At 55.4% G+C, this 23,444-nt stretch carries 15 protein-coding genes and 1 CRISPR repeat array; of the genes, 4 read left to right on the forward strand and 11 right to left on the reverse strand.

What is annotated here, in order from left to right; all coding sequences use genetic code 11:
• A partial coding sequence (locus tag HEQ60_RS10015) for a calcium-binding protein (RefSeq protein WP_168071547.1) occupies nt 1–3,079 on the reverse strand: 3,079 nt, incomplete at its 3' end.
• A 327-nt stretch (nt 3,080–3,406) separates the two neighbouring features.
• Here HEQ60_RS10015 and HEQ60_RS10020 point away from each other — a divergent pair.
• The 3 genes from HEQ60_RS10020 (at nt 3,407) to HEQ60_RS10030 (ending at nt 5,513) form a co-directional block, all read left to right on the forward strand.
• A complete protein-coding gene (locus HEQ60_RS10020) occupies nt 3,407–3,961 on the forward strand; it encodes a recombinase family protein (protein ID WP_168071548.1) in 555 nt (184 codons plus the stop codon).
• A gap of 79 nt (nt 3,962–4,040) precedes the next feature.
• Nucleotides 4,041–4,883 carry a DUF3800 domain-containing protein gene (locus tag HEQ60_RS10025; protein ID WP_168071549.1) on the forward strand — a complete coding sequence of 281 codons (843 nt, stop codon included), beginning with the start codon at nt 4,041–4,043 and terminating at the stop codon, nt 4,881–4,883.
• Nucleotides 4,884–5,249: 366 nt separating this feature from the next.
• A complete protein-coding gene (locus tag HEQ60_RS10030) occupies nt 5,250–5,513 on the forward strand; it encodes a hypothetical protein (protein ID WP_168071546.1) in 264 nt (87 codons plus the stop codon).
• A gap of 75 nt (nt 5,514–5,588) precedes the next feature.
• Here the strand turns inward: HEQ60_RS10030 and HEQ60_RS10035 are convergent, their stop codons facing one another.
• The 10 genes from HEQ60_RS10035 to parA form a co-directional block, all read right to left on the reverse strand.
• The gene (locus HEQ60_RS10035; protein WP_168071550.1) at nt 5,589–6,311 is read right to left on the reverse strand and encodes a phage major capsid protein; all 723 of its coding nucleotides are present in this window, start codon (nt 6,309–6,311) and stop codon (nt 5,589–5,591) included.
• A complete protein-coding gene (locus tag HEQ60_RS10040; RefSeq protein ID WP_168071551.1) occupies nt 6,274–6,846 on the reverse strand; it encodes a hypothetical protein in 573 nt (190 codons plus the stop codon). Before HEQ60_RS10040 ends, HEQ60_RS10035 begins: the two co-directional genes overlap by 38 nt.
• Before the next feature lie 261 nt (nt 6,847–7,107).
• Nucleotides 7,108–12,849, reverse strand: a complete 5,742-nt coding sequence (locus HEQ60_RS10045; RefSeq protein ID WP_168071552.1) for a calcium-binding protein — start codon at nt 12,847–12,849, stop codon at nt 7,108–7,110.
• 54 nt (nt 12,850–12,903) lie between these two features.
• Entirely contained in the window at nt 12,904–14,691 is a 1,788-nt protein-coding gene (locus tag HEQ60_RS10050) for a hypothetical protein (protein ID WP_168071553.1), read from the reverse strand.
• Nucleotides 14,692–15,177: 486 nt separating this feature from the next.
• Complete coding sequence (locus HEQ60_RS10055; protein ID WP_322099338.1) at nt 15,178–16,197, reverse strand: replication initiator protein A; 1,020 nt, start codon at nt 16,195–16,197, stop codon at nt 15,178–15,180.
• A 73-nt stretch (nt 16,198–16,270) separates the two neighbouring features.
• Nucleotides 16,271–16,832: direct repeats of the CRISPR family, unit length 36 nt; unit sequence GTTGCTGCTTGACCGCAATTTCTGAGATGCTAGTCT.
• Nucleotides 16,833–16,906: 74 nt separating this feature from the next.
• The gene (cas2, locus tag HEQ60_RS10060) at nt 16,907–17,251 is read right to left on the reverse strand and encodes a CRISPR-associated endonuclease Cas2 (protein WP_209315508.1); all 345 of its coding nucleotides are present in this window, start codon (nt 17,249–17,251) and stop codon (nt 16,907–16,909) included.
• Complete coding sequence (gene cas1 / locus HEQ60_RS10065; RefSeq protein WP_168071554.1) at nt 17,248–18,159, reverse strand: type II CRISPR-associated endonuclease Cas1; 912 nt, start codon at nt 18,157–18,159, stop codon at nt 17,248–17,250. Before cas1 ends, cas2 begins: the two co-directional genes overlap by 4 nt.
• Before the next feature lie 59 nt (nt 18,160–18,218).
• A complete protein-coding gene (cas9, locus tag HEQ60_RS10070) occupies nt 18,219–21,404 on the reverse strand; it encodes a type II CRISPR RNA-guided endonuclease Cas9 (protein WP_168071555.1) in 3,186 nt (1,061 codons plus the stop codon).
• A 479-nt stretch (nt 21,405–21,883) separates the two neighbouring features.
• Nucleotides 21,884–22,102 (reverse strand): hypothetical protein, encoded by a 219-nt coding sequence (locus tag HEQ60_RS10075; RefSeq protein WP_168071556.1) that lies wholly within the window; start codon nt 22,100–22,102, stop codon nt 21,884–21,886.
• Between the two features lie 52 nt (nt 22,103–22,154).
• Entirely contained in the window at nt 22,155–22,802 is a 648-nt protein-coding gene (parA, locus tag HEQ60_RS10080; RefSeq protein WP_168071557.1) for a ParA family partition ATPase, read from the reverse strand.
• A 218-nt stretch (nt 22,803–23,020) separates the two neighbouring features.
• Here parA and HEQ60_RS10825 point away from each other — a divergent pair.
• On the forward strand, nt 23,021–23,444 hold a 424-nt coding region (locus HEQ60_RS10825; RefSeq protein WP_416046643.1), incomplete at its 3' end, for a M10 family metallopeptidase C-terminal domain-containing protein.

A 23,444-nucleotide genomic window follows, 5' to 3' on the forward strand; every position in this document is an offset into this window, starting at 1 on the left:
CGCGGATAACCAGGGCGGCATTCACCCCGTCGATGTCGGCCACATCCAGCGACGCAACATTTTTCAGCCGCAAGTCCACTTCCGCCGTTGTCGCATCGCCGTCGGTATCCCCGCGCAGAAGAAGATCCTTCCCGTCACGCACCGTCCACAGCGCCCCCGACAGCGGCCGGTCCCCCAGAAGGGCAAAACGCCCCACCCCGGACAGGTCGATCCGGTCCTCACCGGCCTTGAAGTCGGTGATCACATCCCCCACCGTTTCCGCCGCAGAGCCATACACAAACCGGTCATCGCCGTCGCCGCCGATCAGGGTATCCGATCCCATCCCGCCTTCCAGCGTGTCGTTCCCGGCCTCGCCGTACAGTCGGTCGTTCCCGGCACCGCCGTACAGTCGGTCGTTCCCGTCGCCGCCGTCCAGGGTGTCGTTCCCGGCACTGCCACGCAGGGTGTCGTTCCCGGCACCGCCGTACAGGGTGTCGTTCCCGGCACCACCGTCCAGGGTGTCGTTCCCGGCACGGCCGATCAGCTTGTTGTCCTTGTCATCGCCGGTCAGTTCGTCATTACCGTCACCGCCCCCCACATGCTCGATATTGCGCAGGGTGTCCTCGGCCACACCGTCCACATAGACCGTGGCCTCCTCCGCACCCCGCAGCGTCACCTTCACCGGGGCGCTCTTGTCCCAGTAACTGGCCGTATCACTCCCGTCGCCGCCGTCCAGGGTGTCGTTCCCGGCACTGCCGTACAGCTTGTCGTTCCCGGCACCGCCGTCCAGGGTGTCGTTCCCGGCACCGCCGTCCAGGGTGTCGTTCCCGGCACCGCCGTACAGGGTGTCGTTCCCGTCTTCGCCGTACAGCTCGTCGTTCCCGGCACCGCCGTCCAGGGTGTCGTTCCCGCCTTCGCCACGCAGGCTATTGTTCTTGTCATCGCCGGTCAGTTCGTCATTACCGTCACGGCTCCACACATTCTCGATGTTGCGCAGCGTGTCCTCGGCCACACCGTCCACATAGACCGTGGCCTCCTCCGCACCCCGCAGCGTCACCTTCACCGGGGCGCTCTGGCCCCAGTAACTGGCCGTATCACTCCCGTCGCCGCCGTCCAGGGTGTCGTTCCCGGCACCGCCGATCAGGGTGTCGTTCCCGGCACCACCGTCCAGGGTGTCGTTCCCGCCTTCGCCGTACAGGGTGTCGTTCCCGGCACCGCCGTACAGGGTGTCGTTCCCGTCTTCGCCCTCCAGCTCGTCGTTCCCGGCACCACCGTCCAGGGTGTCGTTCCCGGCACGGCCGATCAGCTTGTTGTCCTTGTCATCGCCGGTCAGTTCGTCATTCCCGTAACCGCTCCACACATTCTCGATGTTGCGCAGGGTGTCCTCGGCCACACCGTTTACATAGACCGTGGCATCCTCCGCACCCCGCAGCGTAACCTTCACCGGGGCAAGCTTGTCACGGTAGATAGCCGTATCACTCCCGTCGCCGCCGTCCAGGGTGTCGTTCCCGGCACTGCCACGCAGGGTATCGTTCCCGGCACCGCCGTACAGGGTGTCGTTCCCGGCACCGCCGTCCAAGCGGTTGTCACCACCGTTCCCGGTCAGGGTGTCGTCCCCCGCGTTGCCCGATGCATCAGCCACTTCCGGCTGCTGTCCAAGATCAAGCACCAGACCCTCAACAGACCCGGAAATAACCGCCGTTTCCGTGATCACATCTGTAACAGGCACCACAGGGTTAAGCTGAAACCTGATGTCTGCCACATCCAGAGACGCAACATTTTTCAGCCGCAGGTCCACTTCCGCCGTGGTCGCATCGCCGTCGGTATCCCCGCGCAGAAGAAGATCACTCCCGTCACGCACCGTCCACAGGGACTTGGCCTGCGGGCTGTCCCCCAGAAGGGCAAAACGCCCCACACCGGACAGGTCGATCCGGTCCTCATCAGCCGTGAAGTCGGTGATCACGTCGCCCACCGTCTCCGCCGCAGAGCCATACACAAACCGGTCATCGCCGTCACCGCCGATCAGGGTATCCGATCCCATCCCGCCGTCCAGGGTGTCGTTCCCGGCACGGCCGTACAGTCGGTCGTTCCCGTCATTGCCGAACAGGATGTCGTCCCCGAAATCGCCGTACAGCTCGTCGTTCCCGGCACCACCGTCCAGGGTGTCGTTCCCGTAACTGCCAAACAGCATGTTGTCCTTGTCATCACCGGTCAGTTCGTTATTCCCGTCCCCGCCCCGCACATTTTCGATATTGCGCAGGGTGTCCTCGGCCACACCGTCCACATAGACCGTGGCATCCTCCGCACCGCGCAGCGTAACCTTCACCGGGGCGCGCTTGTAATAGTAAGAGGCGATATCCATCCCGGCACCGCCGTCCAGGGTGTCGTTCCCGGCACGGCCCTCCAGCCAGTCATTCCCGTCCCCGCCGTCCAGGGTGTCGTTCCCGTCCCCGCCGTACAGGTAGTCGCTACCGTCACGGCCGTACAGGGTGTCGTTCCCGTAACTGCCGTCCAGGGTGTCGTTCCCGGCACTGCCGTCTAGGGTGTCGTTCCCGTCCCCGCCGATCAGCTTGTTGTCCTTGTCATCGCCGTACAGGGTGTCGTCCCCGGAACCGCCGGTCACATTCTCGATGTTGCGCAGGGTGTCCTCGGCCACACCGTTTACATAGACCGTGACATCCTCCGCACCCCGCAGCGTCACCTTCACCGGGGCGCGCTGGCCCAAGTAACTGGCCATATCACGCCCGTCACCGCCGTTCAGGGTGTCGTCCCCAGCCCCGCCGGTCAGGGTGTCGTCCCCAGCCCCGCCGGTCAGGGTGTCGTTCCCGGCCCCGCCGGTCAGGGTGTCCTTCCCCCCCTCGCCGTACAGGCTATTGTCCTTGTCATCACCGGTCAGTTCGTCATTCCCGGAACCGCCGTACACATTCTCGATGTTGCGCAGGGTGTCCTCGGCCACACCGTCCACATAGACCGTGGCATCCTCCGCATCCCGCAGCGTCACCTTCACCGGCTTGTCGGTGTTTGAATAAGACACGCTGTCCCAGTTACTGGGACCGACAAAGGTGTCTTTCTGGCCCGGGGTGTTGGTGAAGTTTCTCACGGGGTTCTCCCTGATTTATGGGGCTGGCACGGCCCTGCGGTGTGCAGGCCGGGGCGCGGGTCTTGTAGATGTATACGTATGACATATATCCCCGGATTGCCTTTTGTCCAGCTTAATGCACTGATTCTATTTGCTCTTGTTCCGCCAACGCCAGGCACAGCTTTTACCTGTGGTTGGACTGGCCCCGTCGTAAAAACGGCCGTTTATAAGCCGCTCCGGTTTCAAGACACCGGCCACGACGACACGCGGCTTCCGCGCTCTCAAAAACCACGCTTGAAACCGTGTCGGTTCATGGCAATGTTTGCGATGAGTTTTGAGGGAGTTTCCATGCTGATCGGCTACGCCCGCGTTTCGACGCGAGACCAGACCACAGAGCTACAGACAGAGGCGTTATTGGCAGCCGGTTGCGAGCGCGTGTTCGAGGACCAGACCAGCGGCAGCCGTGAAGACCGTCCCGGCCTTTCCTCTGCGCTGGATTACCTGCGCCCCGGTGACACGCTGGTGGTGTGGAAACTGGACCGTCTTGGCCGGACCGTGAAGCAGCTTGTGCATCTGGTTGACAGCCTTCAGGCCCGTGGCATCCACTTCCGCAGCTTGACCGACGGCATAGACACCGGAAGCCCGGCAGGCCGGTTCTTCTTCCACATCATGGCCAGCCTTGCGGAAATGGAGCGCGACCTGATCGCCGAAAGAACCCGCGCCGGACTGGACGCCGCCCGGAAAGCCGGACGCAAAGGAGGCCGCCCCACAAAGATGACCCCCGGCAAGATCACAGCAGCCCGGAAGCTTCTGGAAACTGGAACACCCGCCCGCACCGTCGCCGAGAGTCTGGGCGTGTCACCCGCTACACTGTACCGCTGGCTGCCTGCCCAGACGGATTAGCGTGCTTTTTTCCATTTTCTGAGACGACCACCTATATAAAAGCTTTCTTCGGAATAATCCCTGAATGGAATTTATTGTCATGAAATTCATCTACATTGATGAAAGCGGTGGGCACGATAAGGACGGTGTCTTTGTAATGTGTGGACTCATGATTGATGCTTACAAGCTTCGAAAGAAAACATCTGAATTCGAGACTATTTTTGAGGGAATTTTCGACAAGCATAAGATAGCAATATCTGACTTCAAGACCCACAAATTTATCAATGGTAAAGGTGGATGGTCTAATATTGAATTAGATGAGAGAAAATCATTTATTGATACTGTCTGTAGAAAAGCCATTGATAACGGGGGAATGGTATTTGGTATTACTCTTCTTATGAAAAAATTCAATGAGACATGCAAAGATGGAAAATACGAGAAACCATTCAAAATGGACTATTGGATTTCTTCGGCAATGTTCATCGCCTGCTTGGTACAGAAAAAAATGCAGGCCATAAAAAATGGGAAAGGACTTACTGTCTTTGTTGTTGATGATAAAAAAACACATATGACCACTTTGTCTGAAGAACTGCACGAAGGTCATCCATGGTTTGATGGCCTTTACCAAATTCGTGGCAAGAGAAATGGTAAAAGTATCTGGATCGAGCGCAATAAAGAAAATCGTTTCAATCAAATCATCAATACAGCCTTCGCAATCAAGTCAAACCATTCCACCTTGATCCAGGTTTCTGATGTAATTTCTTACGTCTATCGCAGGCACTTCGAGCTCAAGATCTGTGATGAAAGCTGGGAGGGCGAGAAGGACTATTTTAAAGACCTTGTAGACGTTCTTGATCTCGAACGCGTAAGACTCGGTCAGTGCCCGAGCTTACCCTGTGTCAAATTTTATAAGGCAGCCACGCATCCGGAATGGGCACTCTAGGTACACCGTGAGAATTTTCTGGCTAGCCTGCTCCCGTAGGCTAGCGTTGGTGGGAGCGAACAAAAAAACGAGCAAGGAATTGGATCGCTGACGAGCCCTGAAATCCTTATGTAGGTTTTCTGCTCCGTTGCTACTCAAACCCCGTTTTTAGGGCTTCGCACCCTTTACTGCGAAAGTTATCTACAGGCCTAACTGAGCAAGAGGGTGTTAAATAGGCGTTAAGGGATTTTGCAAAGTCTGTAACTCCTTGGTTTAAAAGTGCTATTTAGCCTTCTTTACCCCTAATTGGTGTGTAAAACCCCGAATCTTGGTGGGTAAAACCCCGAAAGCTCTTACATTTGGTGGGTGAAACCCCGAATATAAGTCATGATTTCTGAGCCACCAAACCCACAATTCGCGCTGCTCCCTGAGCGTCACCTGCAGTACGACCTGTTCATCTGTGATGTAGCTGACGCTGTGCTCAAGGACCAGCAACCGGCACATTGCCAGACATGGCGGATCCTGCTCAGTCACGTCGGGGTTCAGGCTCTTTGTGAGTTTCCACAGGTATACCTGGCTTTTGATCGAAACACATTCTCGTCAGACCCGCGCCTGAACGGGATGGACTGGGAACGGAAACCCGTCAGGTAAGTACGCTTGCTTCAGCCAAGCAGATCGCCCCAGTCTCTTCCGTCATCTTTTCCTCCATTCAAGCTGGTCACCAAATCAGCACGCGAGGCAGAATGATTCGGGCCTGTAGACGAGAAAATCACAATCCTGGAACGCAATGACCCGGATCCCGCCGCTGGCACTCTTGGTCGCCGTGTCCACCGTGATTTCAAGCCCGCCCCACAGACCGATAATCAGGTCAGAGAAATTGCCAAAGAAGATATCATTGGGCTCAACCTGGTTTGTCGTTTCGGCGCGATAGCCATTGACGGTATCGCCCGGCTCCCAGATGGGCGCACCGTTCGTACCCTTGAATTTCTGCGCCGTCTTCAACCAGCCCCGGGCGCAGCTGGACAGGACATAGGCCATTTCCGAGGTGTCCGCATTGGCCGCCGCGATCACGGATTCCATCTCTATCAGCTCGTCATATGTGGGTTTGCCGGGGCTGGCCAAGCGAACGAGATTGATCCCGTCCAGGCGGGACAGTCCGCAAGGGTCTTTGCTGCCTGTCCCGTAAAAGACTGCCCTGTCGATTGTTTCACCGATAGCAGCGGCCAGGTCGGTGCGAATCAGGGCCTCGGCCTCGAGGCTGGATAGCATGAGCTGGCGGCGTGTGATCGGCATCAGAGCCATAATTCTCCGTGGCGTGAGTGTCTTTGAACTGTATGAAGGGACCGTCTTTGGTGCATTCTGGCTTTCCTTTAGCCAGTAGCCCGTTATCCCCGAAACCGGGATTTCCATATTATCCACCAAGCCTTGCATCAGTGTACCAAAGCGCATAGCAATGCTGTGGTCGCGCAGTGTCTTGCGTGAACGACTGGTGCTTGTAATCCGCGTCGACCCGATAACCGCCTGTATTGCCCGGGGCAACGCCGCCCTTTGATGTGTTGAGTGCAAGACCAAGAATTTCATGGGGAACTATGATTCCGCCGGTCCATTTCCCCATGGCCTTCGCGGCAGCCCGGCTTACCTCAAGCTCGAAAGAGGCTGCCTCGCGGATATCGGGGTTTTCCGGATATGTCAGTGCACGCATGGCCCTGATTATGCTGAACGACCGACATTCTTTCTCAGTCAGCCCGACAGTAGGGATGGAGCGCACATCAAGGGCGGGGCTGGAGCCAGACGCAATATAATTCAAAAGGTCGTCCCTGAACTCATCGACGCTGTGGTTCCCCGTCACAGCTTGACCGGCCAGGGCTTCGGCCTTGTACTGCCGCCCGAGGTCAAGAATGGCCGCTGCGCGCGCCCGTTCAGCCTGAACAGGGTCCTTGGCAGTCGTTACCTTGGCTTCAACCGTTTCTGTGGTCTTTTCCATTTCCGTTCCAATCCTGCGAAAGAATGATTAATCGGATCACTCTCTCTCAGGATTTTTCTGCAGTCCTGTGGCGGTTTTTCCGCGTTGCGCCCGACCCCGATGGACGGGTTGGCAGAAATGAAAACCAATCAGATCTCAAAAGGTTACCGCCACCGGAGCAGAACAAGATCCGGCTGCTCGTCCCGTTTCCGAGCCTCGATGTCATCGACCGAGCAGCCGACAGGACCTGTTTCAAGCAGGCCCTGTCGGGAGGCGTTTACCCTAGATCAGATCGAACTGGCTCCAACGGAAGTCGTCTTTTTGCAGGGCTGTCAACTCAATATTCTGGAGAACCAAAGTCTGGTCATGTCCCAGATCAAGGTGTGTGTCATCCCCATGCTGGGAAAGGCGCCCTTGCAGGTCCTGAAAATCGGAGAACTGACCACGGAACGCAGAGAGATCGATGTATTCCTGACTGCGCCAGTACTCGAAGTTAATGACGGTATTGGTGCTACCAGGGTCTGCATCAATGGTATAAATATCATTTCCATCCGTACCCGTTAAAATATCATCTCCTTGAGATTGAAAGATGAATGAGTAAGGGTTTATCTTGCTAATGGGATCAGAGCCTTCGACAAGCAAGGTGACGATATTTTTTCCCGTACTCGCATGCAAGATATCAACCATGTTGACATACGTCACATTATCATATGTCAACGACATTCCTGACGAGAACTTAAGCTCAGAGAACTGCTTTATCCCCAGAGCAGAAACATCAATTTTCTCGTTACGGTTTCCAACTTCAAAATCAGTAATAAGATTTTCCCCTGTTTCCCTCACTATAAATGTATCGTCTCCACTCCCTCCACTTGCGATGCCTGTATTTACAACTATTCCATTCCTACCAATCGTCATGCTTTGATAGGAGTCTCCATCAAGATATATAATATCGTTTCCTCCTCTTCCGTGGAGGTCATCCGATCCAAGGCCACCAATAAGAATGTCTTTACCACTGCCACCATTCAGTATGTCATTTCCATCGCCACCTTTCTGTATGGTACCTTCTTCTTTTTGCTGTGAACCATTTCTAGCGTTCGCAGCATGAGCGCGCGTCTTTATTTCAGACTCGTTCTGACTCCAGTAAAAATGCGATGCTTGCAAGTCTTGTATTTTGACGCCCTTCAAACCCAGCTTTTGCCCATTTCCCAAGTCAAGGTAGGCCCCATAACCGGGCTTCCCTGAAACTGAAAGACGCGCCTGCACATCCTCGAATGTCGAGAGACTCTCATGGAACGCTGACAGGTCAATTTTCTCTTCCGGATCATTAGGATCAAAATCTTCGATTTGGTCATCAGAATCAGAATTCCTGGCAATGATAAATGTATCACTGCCTTCACCTCCCTTAAAATAATCTGTGCTTGAGGCTCCGATCAAAGTATCATTACCGGCATTGCCATAAAGATGATTTACCTGACTGTCTTTCCCTCTGAGAGTATCTCCAAAATTAGATCCATGTAGACCTTGGATATTAATTAAAATATCTCCCTCTGCATCCCCCCCGTGCCCCTTACCTTTAGACAGGTCAACAGTGACTGCTTCAGGAGATATTCCATAAAACGCATAGTTTACACCCTCACCTCCATCCAGGGTGTCTGCACCAAGTCCCCCTATCAGCACATCGTCTCCACCACCACCACTTAAACGATCAGCACCAAAGCCACCATACAGCCTATCCCAGCCATGACTATTATCCCCACCGGACAGGATGTCATCACCAAATGTTCCTTCCATCATGTCAGCAGTATCCCCTCCCGTCAGCATCACTCCTGCTCTCGTGATTGGCTCACCCCGCGTAATATCCGTGACTCCGGGCGGTAGAACCATGTGGTCGGCGGTCAGCTCCGTTGCTGAAATTCCAAGCAGGACCAGACGTCGTCCACCATCCAATTCAATCACCGTGTCGGTGCCACTCTGACGCACAACAACCTCATTCAGGTCTTGTCTTGAGAGATCAATTTTCTCATCGGGATCACTGAGGTCAAAGTCATGAACAAAAACGTGCTTGTCATTCATCTCGAATGTAAAAGAATTTGCATTACTCTTGTTTTTCACGGGATCCGGGCTGGCCAAGTCCTTTCTGGGGAATGTAATGGAATTCACAGAGGTAAAAACAAAGCGGTCCGAACCAGGTCCCCCATAAAGATGATCTGATCCCCAGAGACTTACCAGCGTATCATTCCCGCCTTCTCCCCGCAGGGTATCGGCTCCCCCCAGACCAGTGAGCACATTATTCTGATCATCTCCGATCAACACATCATGTCCGCCTACGGTTCCGGTCAGGTTCTCTATCCCGTCGTAGGTGTCACCGGCAGCACTGCCGGCCGAACCACGACCGGTGGACAGATCCGCCACCACGCCTTTTGTATTGTACGGATGAGCATAAGAAACCGTATCGATACCGCTCCCCCCGATCATCACCTCTGCCCCGTCATCGCCCTGGAGCGTGTCATCACCGGCTTCGCCGTGCAGGATGTCACGGCCATCGGCTCCGAACAGGGTATCGTCGCCGTCCCCACCGTACAGCTCGTCATCCCCACGTTCACCATTCAGGAAATTGGCCTTGGCATCCCCGACCAGGGTATCGGAGAAGTCTGATCCGTCGATATTTTCAAAGTTACGGAATGTATCCCCACGCACATCACCGCCAGCAGCCTCCCCGGTTGCCAGATTGATGTAAACGCCACCGGTCTCGGACCAACCGCTCAGTGTGTCCTCACCGTCTCCGCCATCCAGGTCATCAGCACCGGCTCCACCTTTGAGTGTGTCATCCCCGCCCCCGCCGATCAGGATGTCACGCCCGGCACCGCCATCCAGATGGTCGCCACCTGCATCCCCGTTGAGGACGTCGTCGCCATCGCCCCCGACAAGACGGTCAAAGCCGGCACCGCCGGATATCCGGTCATGACCGGCCCCACCATTCAGGTAGTCATCTCCACCACGGCCTTCGATGGTATCCGCGCCCCCTTCGGCAAAGACAAGGTCACCACGATCACTACCCTTGATGGTGTTGTCTGCCGCATCCCCCACACGCACCGACAGCTTCAGGTGATCGGGGGTCGTGTCTTTGCCGGTATAGATCACGCCATCAGCAGCCAGAACCGACTTTTCCGCCAGAAACAGATCGTGACCGAAGGCAGACGTGATGCTGTTGTTGATGGTGTCAACATCAACCCCCAGCTCGCCCTTTGAGACAATCAGGATGTTCCCCATCTCTATCCAGAAACGCTCTGCCCCGTCCTCATCCAGGGAGGAGGCATAGCTGCGCGCCCTGGTCAGGATCGAAGACAGCGATGTATTCAGATCAACCGTATCGGTCCCGAAGTTATACTTTGCCTCCGGGAACAGGTGCGCCAGTGGTCCCTGGACCAGGAACCGCGCCGTCATCACCGCCTCGATGTTGCCCCATGCCTTCTTGATCCCGACCGAGGCATTTTCACCCACCATCGAGGTCAGACCGCGCTGCAGCCACATGACACCGGTGAACTGCTCCATAAAGTCCACATGACGGGCATCAATGTTGCTGCCCGTACCTTCGGCTCGGCCTGTGGGGTCATTGCCCCGTACCCCGGCCCATTCCAGCAGAATATCCTCGACCAGTCGCGGCGCATCCCCCAGCTGGTCCGGCTTCAGGCTGGCCAGGGTGCGCATCATCGCCATCAATTCGGGATTGTCGTTCAGCGCCAGATGCATCGATTTCATCAGGCCATAGCCGCGTGATTGCGGCAGCAGAAGGGCCTCCAGGTTGATCTTGACCTCGGCCCCGAACTTTTCTCCATGCGCGCCCTTGTACCAGCTGTCGGCGTTATCATTCAGGAAATGAGCGTCCACCATCGTTCCGGTCTGCCCCCCGACCTTGGTATAGGTGGAGGAGGCCGAGATGTAGTTCTCGTGCTGCCAGCGGTCTTCGGGCTTTTCGTTCAGGTCCAGGCTCTGGACATTCGTTTCCGGCAGGGTTTTCAGTTCACCGGCTTCGGTCAGGCCGTTCTGGTTCAGGTCACGCCACACCCGCAGTTTGGCATAGTCCGGATCCCGGGCATCGATCTTTCCGTCCTTGTTGGCATCGTGCTGACGCAGCTTGTCATAGGCCGCCATTTCGTCATCGCCATACAGCTCGGTAATATCATCAATGTTGCCGTTTTCATTACGGTCCATGGCCAGCAGGCCATCATCAGCCTTGACCCAGCCGACCCGTTCCGCCTGGCCATCGTTGTCGATATCAAAGTAAACGCTGCGGTCATAGGCGTGGGTCAACTCAACCCCATCCCCGTCCAGGTCAAGCACCAGGGGCGAGATATGGTTTTTGGCCCCGCCGATGATATTGTTGGCATTGCTGAGATAGGCATTGAGCTGGAACGTGGAGAGCTCACCCAGCAGACGGCTCTCGCTGAACGAGACCGCCGGCGTGGCCTTGCGGTCCAGGAACAGGTAATCGTTGCTGCCCACTTGCATGGTCCGGTTTTCAAGCGGAGCAAAGTCATCACCAAGCCCACGCGCCCAGCCATCGGAAAGATCATACCTGAAGCTTTCCAGGGCTTTCTCGGCCCGCCCCTTGTTGACAAACAGCACCGACTGCGGCCCACCGGCGGCGGCAATATCCCGCACCGCCTGGTCAGACAGCCGGGTGCTGGCCCCATCAATCTCCAGATCATGGCGGGCACTCACACCGGTGCGGTCAAACACCATACTGCTCTTCACCTGTCCGTAACCGGCACTTTGGGTGTTTGTGAGGTCCAAGCGTCCGGCATCAAAGTCAATGTTCAGGCCAACGTGCTCATCGGGGCGTATTTCTTCCCAAGCTTTCTGCACAAGCTCAACAGCCTTTGCCCGGTTCTCAGGGGAGACCACATCCTTAAGGCCGGTCTTCAGGTAGGAGGAGATATTCCACGCTGTATCGGCTGCTCTTTGGGAAGGTAACACCACCACAGCATTACCTGCGGCAAGTTTCTGTTGTATATCTTCCGGTGAGGTTAGTCCAAAAATACTGCGTACAAGGCCATCGGCCTTATTCACAAAGGTAACAATACTCTCATCGGTGCCTTCGGGCACCACATTCCCCAGAAGACGTGTTGCCCCATCGCTGGCCAAGCGGACAACCGTTTCATTGGCGGCCTGCCTTCCGAAATCAGGACAATCGTCGTAGGTCACTCTGACAATGTTCTGTGCACCACTGCCCGCTTCATTTGCTTGCTTCCTCTCATCCATTTCCCAGGTTTTCAGAGGTGCTTCGAGGCCCTGTGATGCAAAAATGGTTGCTTTTGTTCCAGTGCTCTCGGCTGCAAGTGCTGCAAAAACACCATCTCCAACAAAGGTAACTTGAGGCGGGCCCTGATCATCAAGATAGGGCGCTGACCCATCGTCTTTCCTGAAATTTTTAACAAGTTCTTTAATTGTAGCGGCGTTATCCAACAACTCGTGCATATAGGCGCGATTTTCACCCGCTGTATACAAAGCATCCGCAGCGAAACCTACCTTTTTGGCGACCTCCTTCCCTGTATCCCATTTATTCCACAGATTGCTGAGCTGTTCGCTGTATTTTGATTTACCTGATAGGTAGCGTGCACCATCTTCCGTATGCCCGAGAATGATCTGTACCGGCTCAGGGATTTGGTCAAGCAGAGTATCGACTGTAGCTTCGCCAAGGCCGGACCGCGCCCCTGTTTGCCCGGCACGTATTGTCCTAATGGCATTTAAACCTTCTGGGACGTGGACATAGGCAGTGATTCCCCCTTCAACCTCATCAACGAACAAGTCAATGCGGGTGCCCTCATTAGGCAGCAGCTTCAGGTTCTGAGCCCAAGTGTCGCGCCCTTGAGGTTCTACCGGTCTAAACCCGGTGGGCAAGGCTGTGCCGTTTTCCACTGCCTGCATCAGGCTGGCGGCACGGGCTGCATTCTGTAGCGTGATAGATGTTTCCGAAGCCCCCTCAAGAATAGATCTGGTGGTGGTGAGTGATGAAGCTGACATAAAACTTTCCCTTTTCAAGAGTTAACAATAAATACAGAAAACGCATAATATTAGTTAATTGCCTTTCCTATGGCGGGCACGCCACGCTCGGTATTCGGCAGCGTTGGCATTGAACAAGCGGCACAATCGATCCCACAGGCGGTGCGGAATTTCGAAATGGTGCGAATTGCGTATGTCGTCTTTCCTGATTATTCTCTGAACCTGCAGGTTACGATCTATGTAGAAACGTATGGGATAAACGGGGGGGATGCGGTGACTCCGGGCTGGCCGCGGAAAAATTTCGCTGATCAAACCCACCCTTTGGCGATAGTTTCGATCAAAGAAAGCTGGAGACACAAAGCCGCCCATCATAATGCCTCGATCGCGCCACAAATCGCCCTTGAACCGTTCCTTGAAATTGGGATCGTTAAGCCCTCGTCCATAATAAAAGTGACGATTGAGGCTGACACTATTCCAGCCGAGGCTATGTATCTCCGGCCCACCAAGGATGGAAGCCGAAGTCATAAAATCAATTTGGTTATCGCGCCGGATATCGGAATAGATCCAAGGCATCAGCGTGGTTGCGGTGTCGTAATAGATATCCCGCTGCACATAGAGGGTTGGGTGGCACAAGTCCTTGACACGGAAGGTTCCACACGTCCGTTGCCCCAGCGGGGTCATGCGATAGGCCACCGCCAGCGCCCCCTTCAAATCCGGATCAATCCACTCTTCGGGCATGTGGAAACGTTCGGCGAACTCCCGCGTGTAGGCCCATATCCAGGTATCGCGAATGAACGGCTTCCCGTCACGGAAGGTAAAGTTCTTCTGATAATGCTCATCATCAATGGGTGGCCCGTCGAATACGGGCCGGAAATCAAACACCTGATTCCACCAGGTGGTCAGCAGATGCCCCAGGCGATCCTGCTCCCCAAGCGGTTTGTTGGGCATAAGGGCCGGAACAGTGCGCTCCCTCTTCCACAGAGTGTAGGCCTCTTTCAGCCACCGCGGCGGCACCGTGACCTGGTGCATCCGTTTCCCTGTGGCATCAAAAAACGGCAGAGTCACCGGACCTGATTCAGCCGCCACCTGTGGGCACACACCATCCCAGCTGATCAGCCCCAGCGCCGGGGCAAAAGCCTGGTCGAAATGTATCACGTCTCCCTGAGAGCTGATCGGTTGACCGTTCACGTACAACTGACCGCCGGAAGCCAGCGGACCGGGCTGCGCTACTCCATCCGGACCGGGGTGTTTGTAAAAATGATGATTGAGGCTGCGGTATTTATACTCCGGATCATACAAAAACAGGCCCGAATGCACACCCTGCATCAGGTTGTCGCGGCGAATGTGCGGGGTGTTCCACGGCAACGTGATGCGGTTGTCATAATAGAGATCAAGCTGACAGACCTTGCGGGTATCACACTTGTCTTCATCACCATTCAACCCGCACTGAAAAACCGTTGGCTCCCGCATCCGAAAAGCAAGGGCGACGGCTCCTTCCAGATCTGCATCCACCCATTTTTCTGGCATGTAAAAGCGCTTGGAAAAGGCGGCGCTGTAGCTCCACACAAAAGGGTCGGTTACGTAACTAGGGTCTCGGTCGTTTGGATCAAGAACGTGCCGTTTCTCATACACGTTGGTCTGTTCGGCGAGATATGCAAACGAACGCACAACCCCTTCCGGGAGCGGTGGAACGGGGTTGTGTGGATCATGGTCCCACCAGTTCCGCACCCGCTCCGAGGATATTTCCGCCCAGGGAATGGATTGAGCCGGGTCTGTGACCGGTGCCTCGCCTGCCCGGGCAAAACCAATGCCGGTACACAGCAGCCACGACATACCAAGGAGAACACCAACCCAGAAACGCATGCAACAGTCCATATATCGAAACGCGTGAAGATCGGCACCTTACTCGCGCCTTGCGGCAATCGCAAGGCATGTATGCATGGCAATCCATTGTAATTATTTGTGTACTTGTGTTTCTATATTAACGGGAACAAGTACGTGAAAAACTATCTGAACCCTCTTGGGTGGGCATTTGAAGGCATTTTTTTAAGTTTGTTTTGTAGGGAGGATGCTGTGGTCTGACAGCCCAAAAAATCGTATCTCCCTTTGCCCTGCTCTTGGTTTGAATGGGGTTTGTTTTTGGCAGGCTGTTGGGGGTTCGCGCGTTCTGCTGCTTTCGCCCGCTTTGCGTTAATATATTTTATTATATTAAGTTAAACCATTATAGGCGCGATTTTATTTTTTTTCAATTAGCTACAGGGACAATTGCACGCAATATACCGAGTCTTTCTGCACGCGATATACCGATACCCGGTTAATGTTATCCACAGGAGTAACCTTGCTTTTGCATCATTCGTCGCTTTCACTCAGCGGCGGCAGAAGCTCCATGGTTTTATGAGTAAATACGGTCAGGATCCGATCATTTCGCCCCCAACGCCACGCGTCGGTCCCGAGATCCTCATTCATGCGTTGTTGCTCAGGGTCCGGCTTGTCGAAAGCTAGGCTAATCCGGTATTGTGGCAGACTGTCGGCTTCCGAGATTTTCTTCAGATAAACCTTGAAGTTACGGAGCTCCATTTCCGAGCCACACTTTTCCGCCAAGCGTGGCAGGGAAATTTTCCACATCGGTTGACGGCCACAATGCTTGCGCGCCAGCTCGTAAAGCCGCCTTTCCAGCCCCATCTTGAGCCTGAAATACCCGCGATCAATGGTTAGAACGCGCCTATTCTCGACAATCGCACGAAACATCCATTTGTTCAGCGTCAATTCAACGGCGGCCATAACCCTCTGTCCGCGCGAATTGATGCGCTCGACAATCCTGTAACTGTCGATCCACGAGAATCCCCGGCGTTCACGCTCCTCATTCTGTCCGGAGGTAATGGTGGTGCGGATAGTGGTGCTCTGCAGCCGGTCCAGCGCGGACATGAACAGCTCGTAAGCTTGTTTGCCTGTTCCGCGCCCGGTAAGCCTGAGAAAGTCATAGGCCGGAAATTGAATGGTGCGGTTTACAGAAGCGCCACGTTCAAGGCGGCTGTTCAGCAAGGATGTTACATAAATCAGAACATCCTTGTCCCAGATCGAGGCAATCCCGTAAGGGCCTGGATTGACTTCAATGCGAACGGTTCCATCATCGAAGATAAAAGGTTTGATGCGCTTCTGTTTCTGAAGGCTGAAAAACGGAAACTCCATCAGGGCGCGTTCGTCTTTTACCGGGGCGCTTATGATGCTCTCCAGGAACAAATCCACTTGGGCATCATCATCCATGTCTTCGCCTCCAGCTTCCCGCACGCAACACACCGAACCCTGCCCGGAACAACAACAAGAGTCCAGCTTTTCCGCACGCGATATACCGATGGATGTCAGGGCCACGTGCATATCCTTCCTGTCCGAGGTCAACATCACGGCGGTGTCACCGTCAACAACACGCTTCAGGATGGCTTGTGTTGCTGCTTGACCGCAATTTCTGAGCTGCTAGCCTCTGGACGGCGGTGTTCTGCAAGAATGCGAGGTTGCTGCTTGACCGCAATTTCTGAGCTGCTAGCCTCCACATCCCTTTCTCTACGGTTCGATGTTTGTTGCTGCTTGACCGCAATTTCTGAGATGCTAGTCTCTATCCGTCCCTTGTTCGATCCGCGCCGGAGTTGCTGCTTGACCGCAATTTCTGAGATGCTAGTCTACGTACCGTCACGGGAAGGTTGGAAAATCGTTGCTGCTTGACCGCAATTTCTGAGATGCTAGTCTCGCTCTACGGCTTCGTCGAGCATCTGGCAGTTGCTGCTTGACCGCAATTTCTGAGATGCTAGTCTTCCTTCATAACGCTGCACCTCGGGACTTGCGTTGCTGCTTGACCGCAATTTCTGAGATGCTAGTCTCCGCTATCCCTTCGAGTGGCCGAGTGCGCGGTTGCTGCTTGACCGCAATTTCTGAGATGCTAGTCTGCGTGGGAAACCGGTGTCGCGTATGATTTCGTTGCTGCTTGACCGCAATTTCTGAGATGCTAGTCTGGATCAGCGCTTTGCGCCTTGATTCCACTTGATAATATCGCGATGTGGCGTTGTCTTTTTTGCACACATTGCTCCTATAGCAGCACCAGTTGCGACGGATTTTCGCGGGCCTTGCGTCGATCCTGATCCGAAAAGTGGACGATGTTGCGGAACTGACGGTCCGTAAGCGCCAGGATCCGGACATCGCCCTTGTCGGGCAAGGCCTGTTCAATGCGACGAATGCGGGCCTCAAGAGCCTCCTTCCCATTCACAAAGCGACCATAAGCCGAAAATTGGCTGCGTTCAAAACCTTCATCAAGGAGAAAATTCCGGAAGTCCGTAGCAGCCTTGGCCTGGGACCTGGTCCCGACCGGCAGATCGAACATGACCAGCACCCACATCAGACGATAGCCGCTGAGATGATACGTGGTGCCATTCATGATACCAAGGCACGAAAGGTATCGACCGAAGGGAGCCCAGGCAAGGCAAGCGCAAGACGACGCGTTTCGAAGCTGCGTGCAAGCGAGGAGGCCAGACGCCCAAGTACTGTGGCCAGGGGTGTCGTTTCATCCGCCAACGGCAGGTCAAGGGCAATAAGCCGGGCCAAGGCTGCCTTGGCGGACGGTGTGACGTCTGTGCCTTCCCGCCTGACGATCTCCCGGACAGTCATGTCAACAAACGGACGGAAGGGTTCCATCAGGTCATCGGCCAAGGCAAAAGCATTGCCGCGATTGGCATGAAAGATACCGATAGCAGGGTGCAGACCAGCACCGGCAACAGCCCGTGCGGTGGCGGCACGCAGAACAGTATAGCCGTAATTGAGAAGCGCGTTGATGCCACCGCCATCGGTATTCCGGCGGAAATCCGGCCCCATCATCAGTGGCCAGTAAAAGCGGGCGGCCTGTGCCTCGATGTTGCCTGTGTCACCGGACCGTACACGACGCGCCATCATGTGAAGGGGGGCTGAGGACTGTCCAATGGCTTCGAGCGATGCAGCCTGTATACCGATCTTGGCAATGACGATGGCCTTCCAGGCCCCCTTCACCAGAGGTACGGGTGCAGACCATTGGGCGCGGATGCGCGCACCCTGTTGGTGGTGCCCCTCCATCGGCCACAGAAGGCCCGTTGGGCGATGATTTGACCCGCAGATGACAACAGGTGTGCCCTGTTCCGCGAGCGCAGCCAGCAGCGCGTTGGACCAGGTTATCCCGTGGGCATGAGCCAAAACTGCGGCCACCTGATCGAGAGGCACGCGGGCGATCCGCTTTCCTCCCTCGCTTACGGTCAGAAACCCACGGTCACGGGCCAGATGGCGACCATCCTGTGTGAGGTCAATGATCTGATCCATGGCCGGTTCCCCTCTCCCCCGCCGAATGGATTCAGCCTATAGAACCCGCAAGAACCCCGTTACCCTTTTCTGCCAGGATCACGGAAATGACCTGTTTCATCCACAATAATACGACGGGCACCTGCCTCGATCAGGGTGCGGGCAGTCAAACGCAGATAAAGGTCTTCTTTATGCTTCTTATAGCGTTCCCTTGCATTGGATGCGGTGTGCGGCACCAAGGAAATCCCACCGTTACGGTCGAACATCACAACGGTAGCAATAACCGGACCGAACTTGCTGTCATCCAACTTTACCATGTCGGACTTGAACAAACGCAAAAGCCGCTTGGCCGCCGGATGTGGGCGTGGCTCAGGGCCAGGTTGGTGGGCATCGAAGGTGCTGACAATATGTTCGGTGATGGCTCCTCCGGGTAACCTCCAGACCTCAAAGCAATGGTTGGAATTGCCTTTATAGCCTTTGTAAGCCCGACCGGATGCATCCCGTATTTCGACTACACTGATCGGCTCGATCAACCGGACGCGGCGGATCCCGTGGTAAGGGCCAGGACTGTCGCGGAAGTGTGCCAGCGCTTCGGCAAACGCATCATCCTTCTTGCCGGCGGTCACGGCCGCAAGGGCTGCCTTCAACGGTTCGTCCCTGATCTTGCCGATCATGGTGGGGGTCAGGTTGTCGAAGGGCTCGCGGGTGACCACAAGCGGAACACCCTTCTCGGATTGCCCGGTCAGGCCATAGGCCGTGTCGCGGTGCAAGGGGCCGGTTGTCTGGTCGCGCCCTTTCATGCGGGTCGTGAGGTCGATCCGGCCATGATCGGGGCGGTGGCTGACAATAATACGGTTGACATGTTCCGCAACCGCTTCACGGAATCCGGGCCACGGGGGCATGATGGATGAGGCCAGTGCCTCGCGGCCCTGATCGACATCTGTACGCGCCTGCTCGGCCATCGCCTTGATCAGGCCACGGTCTGTTGCCGCCACCACAGCCGCATCAATGGCGTGGTGGCGGTGGTCCATCCGGTTCTTCTCTTTTGTGACATCCCGCAGCGGGTCAGTAAGAATCCCGTTCAGACCCCAGTGCCGGCGCAGCATCTCTGTCAGCCGCCCTGGAACGACCCAGACATGGCTCTTGCCATCTGCACCGTCATAGAGCGTTTCAAGATAGGCCTTGGATATCCGCGAAAGGTACTGGGTATCCACCAGCGCCCGCGCTTCGAAATCCCGCTCGCCCTCAAACCGTGCCATCGCATCTTCGGCAAAGCGCCAGCGCTTGAATTCAGGAATATGACGCAGATTGTCGTCCTCAAGCGCCCAGATCCGCATCCCGTCCCGCCGGGCTTCTGATGGCGATTTGTTGCGCTTCTGGCGATTGGCTTCCTTCATGCACAAGGTGCGGTTGGCCGTGCTGTCGTCAAGTGTACGGGAATAGGGCAGGATGTGATCGATGTCGATCGCGCCCGAGAAGAGCAAAGAGGGTGAAATGATGGTCCCGGTATAAGGGCAACGCCGCATCATCGGATCTTCGTGGAGTTCCTGCCAAAGACGAACATACATGCGGTTCGCACCCGTATCCGGAACACCCCATTCGGTCAGGAGAGCAGACCGTACTTCGGCGGCCTTTCTGTTCTTGAGATTCAGGGCTATGGCCGCCTTTTTCTGGCCGGTGCTTTGCTTCAGGTCGCGAGCCAGTTCGACCACGATCTCTGCTGGTTTACCATAGCGGGCGATGATCCTGTTCACCAGGCGGCGCAGCTGGTTCAGCCCGATGTGAACCGTCGGGTTGGTGATCCGTCCAAAACGTGTGATATCGTCATGATGCGGCTCACCGGTCCCCGGGATAACATGAGCCTGCAGCACTTCACCATAATAGGGAAGTGATTCCAGAATCTCGCCCGTCCGGCGGTCGGAGTGGTGTTGATCGAGCGCCTTCCCCACCGCCTCGCTATAGGTCAGGACCTCGGCTTTCAAGCAGTCCAACAGCTTCCGCGTTGCTGTCTCGCCAAGGCGACCATAGCCTTCGGGCAGGGGGGCATCAGCCGTTGCGCGTGCATGCGCATCGTCCAGGCCGTGGACCTGCTTCAGCCACTCAACCAGAGCCATGGTATCATCATCATCACGAATACGCCCGACGATTTCGGCCTGCACCTCAGCCTCAAGCACCGACCAGCGCGGGCCGAAGCGGTCGGGGTGCGACAGGCTCGCCCGGACCGGATCGCAGGCGATGTAATCGCGCCCCTTCTCCAAGGTAAAGGTCTGCCCGTCACGCAACTTGAGATGTTTTGCGATAGCGTTCAGCGACAGTTTCGCAGAGGCTATGGCCTTGACCGGTGCCTTGCCGTCCAGAAGCATGATGACTTTATCACGTTGCTCCCTGCCGAGGGGAACAGCGGTCCCGCTTTCGGTCCTGATCCGCAGCGCATTGACTGTTTCATAAAGAACACGCCGCTGTGTCAGCGGATGAGCCCTTGGCAGGCGCGGTTCCGGGAAGAACAGACACCGTCCCACCGCTGGTGCCTTCAGGGGACGCTGAAAGAAGATTGTCTCGAACACTTCATGGCGCAGGCTATCTGTCAGCACCGGGTGATGTGCGGCCTGCGCAGCCCAGACCTTGTTGAACTCTTCCTCCAGGTGTCGCCGGTCCGGGTAGAAGTCATACCCCGTTTCTGCTTTTCCACCGTCAACGGACCGCAAGGTAAGCCGCGTGCGAACAGACGGCACACGGCGCAGATCTTCGGCTTGGCTGCGACGCAGGTGCAGGAATTCGCCATAGGTCCGCGCTCCGACGGCCATCATCGCCTGATCCAGCCGTGCAGAACCATCGATGATCTTGCCGCCCTCGTTGTTGCCACGGTCCGTTTGGCGGTTCGATTTGAAGCCCCGCCGTTGATTAAGATGGAACAACGCACGCCCGAGTTCGGTCAGTTCCAATCGGCGATCCAGGGCCTCGGCCCGCAGACGATAGGGATCCAATACTTCCAACTGCTTCGCTTGACCTGGTTCTTCCGGCATCAAACTGGCCGCCGCAAGACGCTTCATCAACGTTGCACGACGGCGCAGATATCGGTCACGCCGGCGCCGCAACGCGCGTGCGTTGCGGCGCTCCACAGCTGACGAAACACCCGTCTTCGCGTTCCGGCCATCCGAGAAGAGTCTCACGCCACAATCTATAATCTCGGCAATCATGCCGTTGGTTATGCGATAGAGAAACCAGCCGATGGATGTGGAACCGATGTCGAGCCCAAGACGAAGCATGTTACGAACCCAAATAAAAAAGATGGGGGAATAATTGTTCGACCCTTGATTTATGTCAACACACAACGCCATCCAAGGTAGCACCGCAAATGAGCAAACATCGGGCGTTCCAAATCGGATTGGACAGACCTGATCATATTCCGGGAGAAGGCGACCGATTGCACCTTGACAACTCACGGCAAATAAATGAGAGTTCCGCTCTCAGAAATTGCGGTCGAGCCGTTAACAAGCTCGACAGAGCACCACATCGAAACCCGGGGCTACGGCCCCGGGTTTCCTTTTTGTCGTACCCGACCACGGCCCCGGGGGCATTCCGTTCTTTATCGGCTATGGATTCTCGCAAAAAAGTCTTCAGCTGATCCTGCCACCCCCAAGCTGCATGGCCCTGATCTTGCCCTGCCCCCCGGGGCACTCCCCCGAATGCTGAGAGCATAAACAGAAACATTCAATTAATGAAAACATATTAAGATGTTATACAATTAACCGTATTTCTGTAAAAGTAAGTCCCGCAACTCATCTGAAATCTTGCTGCCACGCATGGCACACTGGGCCTTGATGGCTCGGTGCAAACTTGCAGGGATATCAATTGTCAACCTCTTCATCGGTTCCTCTGTATCCCGACTGTCCACCCATGCATCCGCAGAAACAGGAGCTGACTTGGTTGTCGGCCTGGTCCCAATTGAAACTTTCTTGCTCATACTTTCCCTCTCCGTAATTACAAAAACCGCCCATAGGCAGAACTCAATTCATTCATGCCGGTTCTTTCAACTTGGCAAATTCGAGCAACTCGTCTGTAAGCGCCTCAATCTCGGATACAGCTCGTACAGCGCCATCAACTTCGTGAACAGAAAGTCCGCGAGCTGCGGCTTCAGCAAAAATAACACGCTGGGTAAGAGACGATTCAAAAACAGGAACATCTGGATAAGCTGCCAGCGCCTCACGTACATCGCGCCCGATTGACGTATTTGATATTTTGCGGTTTATAACAAATGCGTATTTAAGGTCTTCCTTAAAAACAATCGCTTCGCCAATAAGCTTGACGACCTCATCTGAGGCCCAGATATCGTAAGGCGATGGCTGTGTAGGGATCAGAACAACATCGGCGGCCATAACGGCAGATCGGGCTAAATCAGTGACACGGGGTGGCCCGTCAATCACAACATGATCATAGCCATAGCCAATCTGGCCTATCTCTTTATGCAATGTTGGACGTGGCAGACCCGCAACTGAAAGCAACGGTGCCGCTTCACGAGCCGCCGCCCAATCAAGGCTGCTGCCTTGCGGGTCTGCATCAATCAACAAGACACGCCCACCACGACGCGCCAGACTTGCCGCAACATTGACACTGAGTGTTGTTTTCCCAACACCACCCTTCTGATTCAGAAATCCGACAATCATGTGTGCAGTCCTTCATGATTTAAGGAAAATATTTTTTCTTTAAATCATGAAAACTGTCAACGGTAAAACAACAGAATGAGGTACATCATCCCGTCGTAAAATAGCTGTTTTTACGACGGGATGACGCCAACCACAGGTAAAAGGTGTTCTGGGTGCGGTTAGTAAAATAACAAATATAATCAGTGCATTAAGCTGGACAAACGATAACCTGTGGATATATGTCATACGTACACATCTACCAGACCCGCGCACTGGGCCAGAAAGACACCTTTGTCGGGACCGATAAGTGGGACAACGTGTCTTATTCAAACACCGACAAGCCGGTGAAGGTGACGCTGCGCGGGGTGAAGGAGGCCACGGTCTATGTAAACGGTGTGGCCGAGGACACCCTGCGCAACATCGAAAATGTGATCGGCGGTTCCGGGAATGACGAACTGACCGGTGATGACAAGGCCAACTGGCTGGATGGCTTGCTCGGTGATGACGAACTGTACGGTGGTGACGGGAACGACAGCCTGACCGGCGGGGATGGCGATGACACGCTGACCGGTGGCGCAGACGGCGACCGACTGACCGGTGGCCCCGGCGCGGACCGGTTTGTGTTTGCCTCTGCGGCAGAAACCCGGGGCGATGTGATTACCG

Source organism: Haematospirillum sp. H1815, assembly GCF_012102705.1.
In the GTDB taxonomy this organism is placed as follows: domain Bacteria; phylum Pseudomonadota; class Alphaproteobacteria; order Rhodospirillales; family Rhodospirillaceae; genus Haematospirillum.

Excerpts from the sequence above, each read along its gene's own strand:
- HEQ60_RS10020 (WP_168071548.1), top strand. The coding sequence starts at position 3,407 with ATGCTGATCGGCTACGCCCGCGTTTCGACGCGAGACCAGACCACAGAG.
- HEQ60_RS10025 (WP_168071549.1), top strand. The coding sequence starts at position 4,041 with ATGAAATTCATCTACATTGATGAAAGCGGTGGGCACGATAAGGACGGT.
- HEQ60_RS10030 (WP_168071546.1), top strand. The coding sequence starts at position 5,250 with ATGATTTCTGAGCCACCAAACCCACAATTCGCGCTGCTCCCTGAGCGT.
- HEQ60_RS10035 (WP_168071550.1), bottom strand. The coding sequence starts at position 6,311 with ATGCGCTTTGGTACACTGATGCAAGGCTTGGTGGATAATATGGAAATC.
- HEQ60_RS10040 (WP_168071551.1), bottom strand. The coding sequence starts at position 6,846 with ATGGAAAAGACCACAGAAACGGTTGAAGCCAAGGTAACGACTGCCAAG.
- HEQ60_RS10045 (WP_168071552.1), bottom strand. The coding sequence starts at position 12,849 with ATGTCAGCTTCATCACTCACCACCACCAGATCTATTCTTGAGGGGGCT.
- HEQ60_RS10050 (WP_168071553.1), bottom strand. The coding sequence starts at position 14,691 with ATGCGTTTCTGGGTTGGTGTTCTCCTTGGTATGTCGTGGCTGCTGTGT.
- cas2 (WP_209315508.1), bottom strand. The coding sequence starts at position 17,251 with ATGAATGGCACCACGTATCATCTCAGCGGCTATCGTCTGATGTGGGTG.
- cas1 (WP_168071554.1), bottom strand. The coding sequence starts at position 18,159 with ATGGATCAGATCATTGACCTCACACAGGATGGTCGCCATCTGGCCCGT.
- cas9 (WP_168071555.1), bottom strand. The coding sequence starts at position 21,404 with ATGCTTCGTCTTGGGCTCGACATCGGTTCCACATCCATCGGCTGGTTT.
- HEQ60_RS10075 (WP_168071556.1), bottom strand. The coding sequence starts at position 22,102 with ATGAGCAAGAAAGTTTCAATTGGGACCAGGCCGACAACCAAGTCAGCT.
- parA (WP_168071557.1), bottom strand. The coding sequence starts at position 22,802 with ATGATTGTCGGATTTCTGAATCAGAAGGGTGGTGTTGGGAAAACAACA.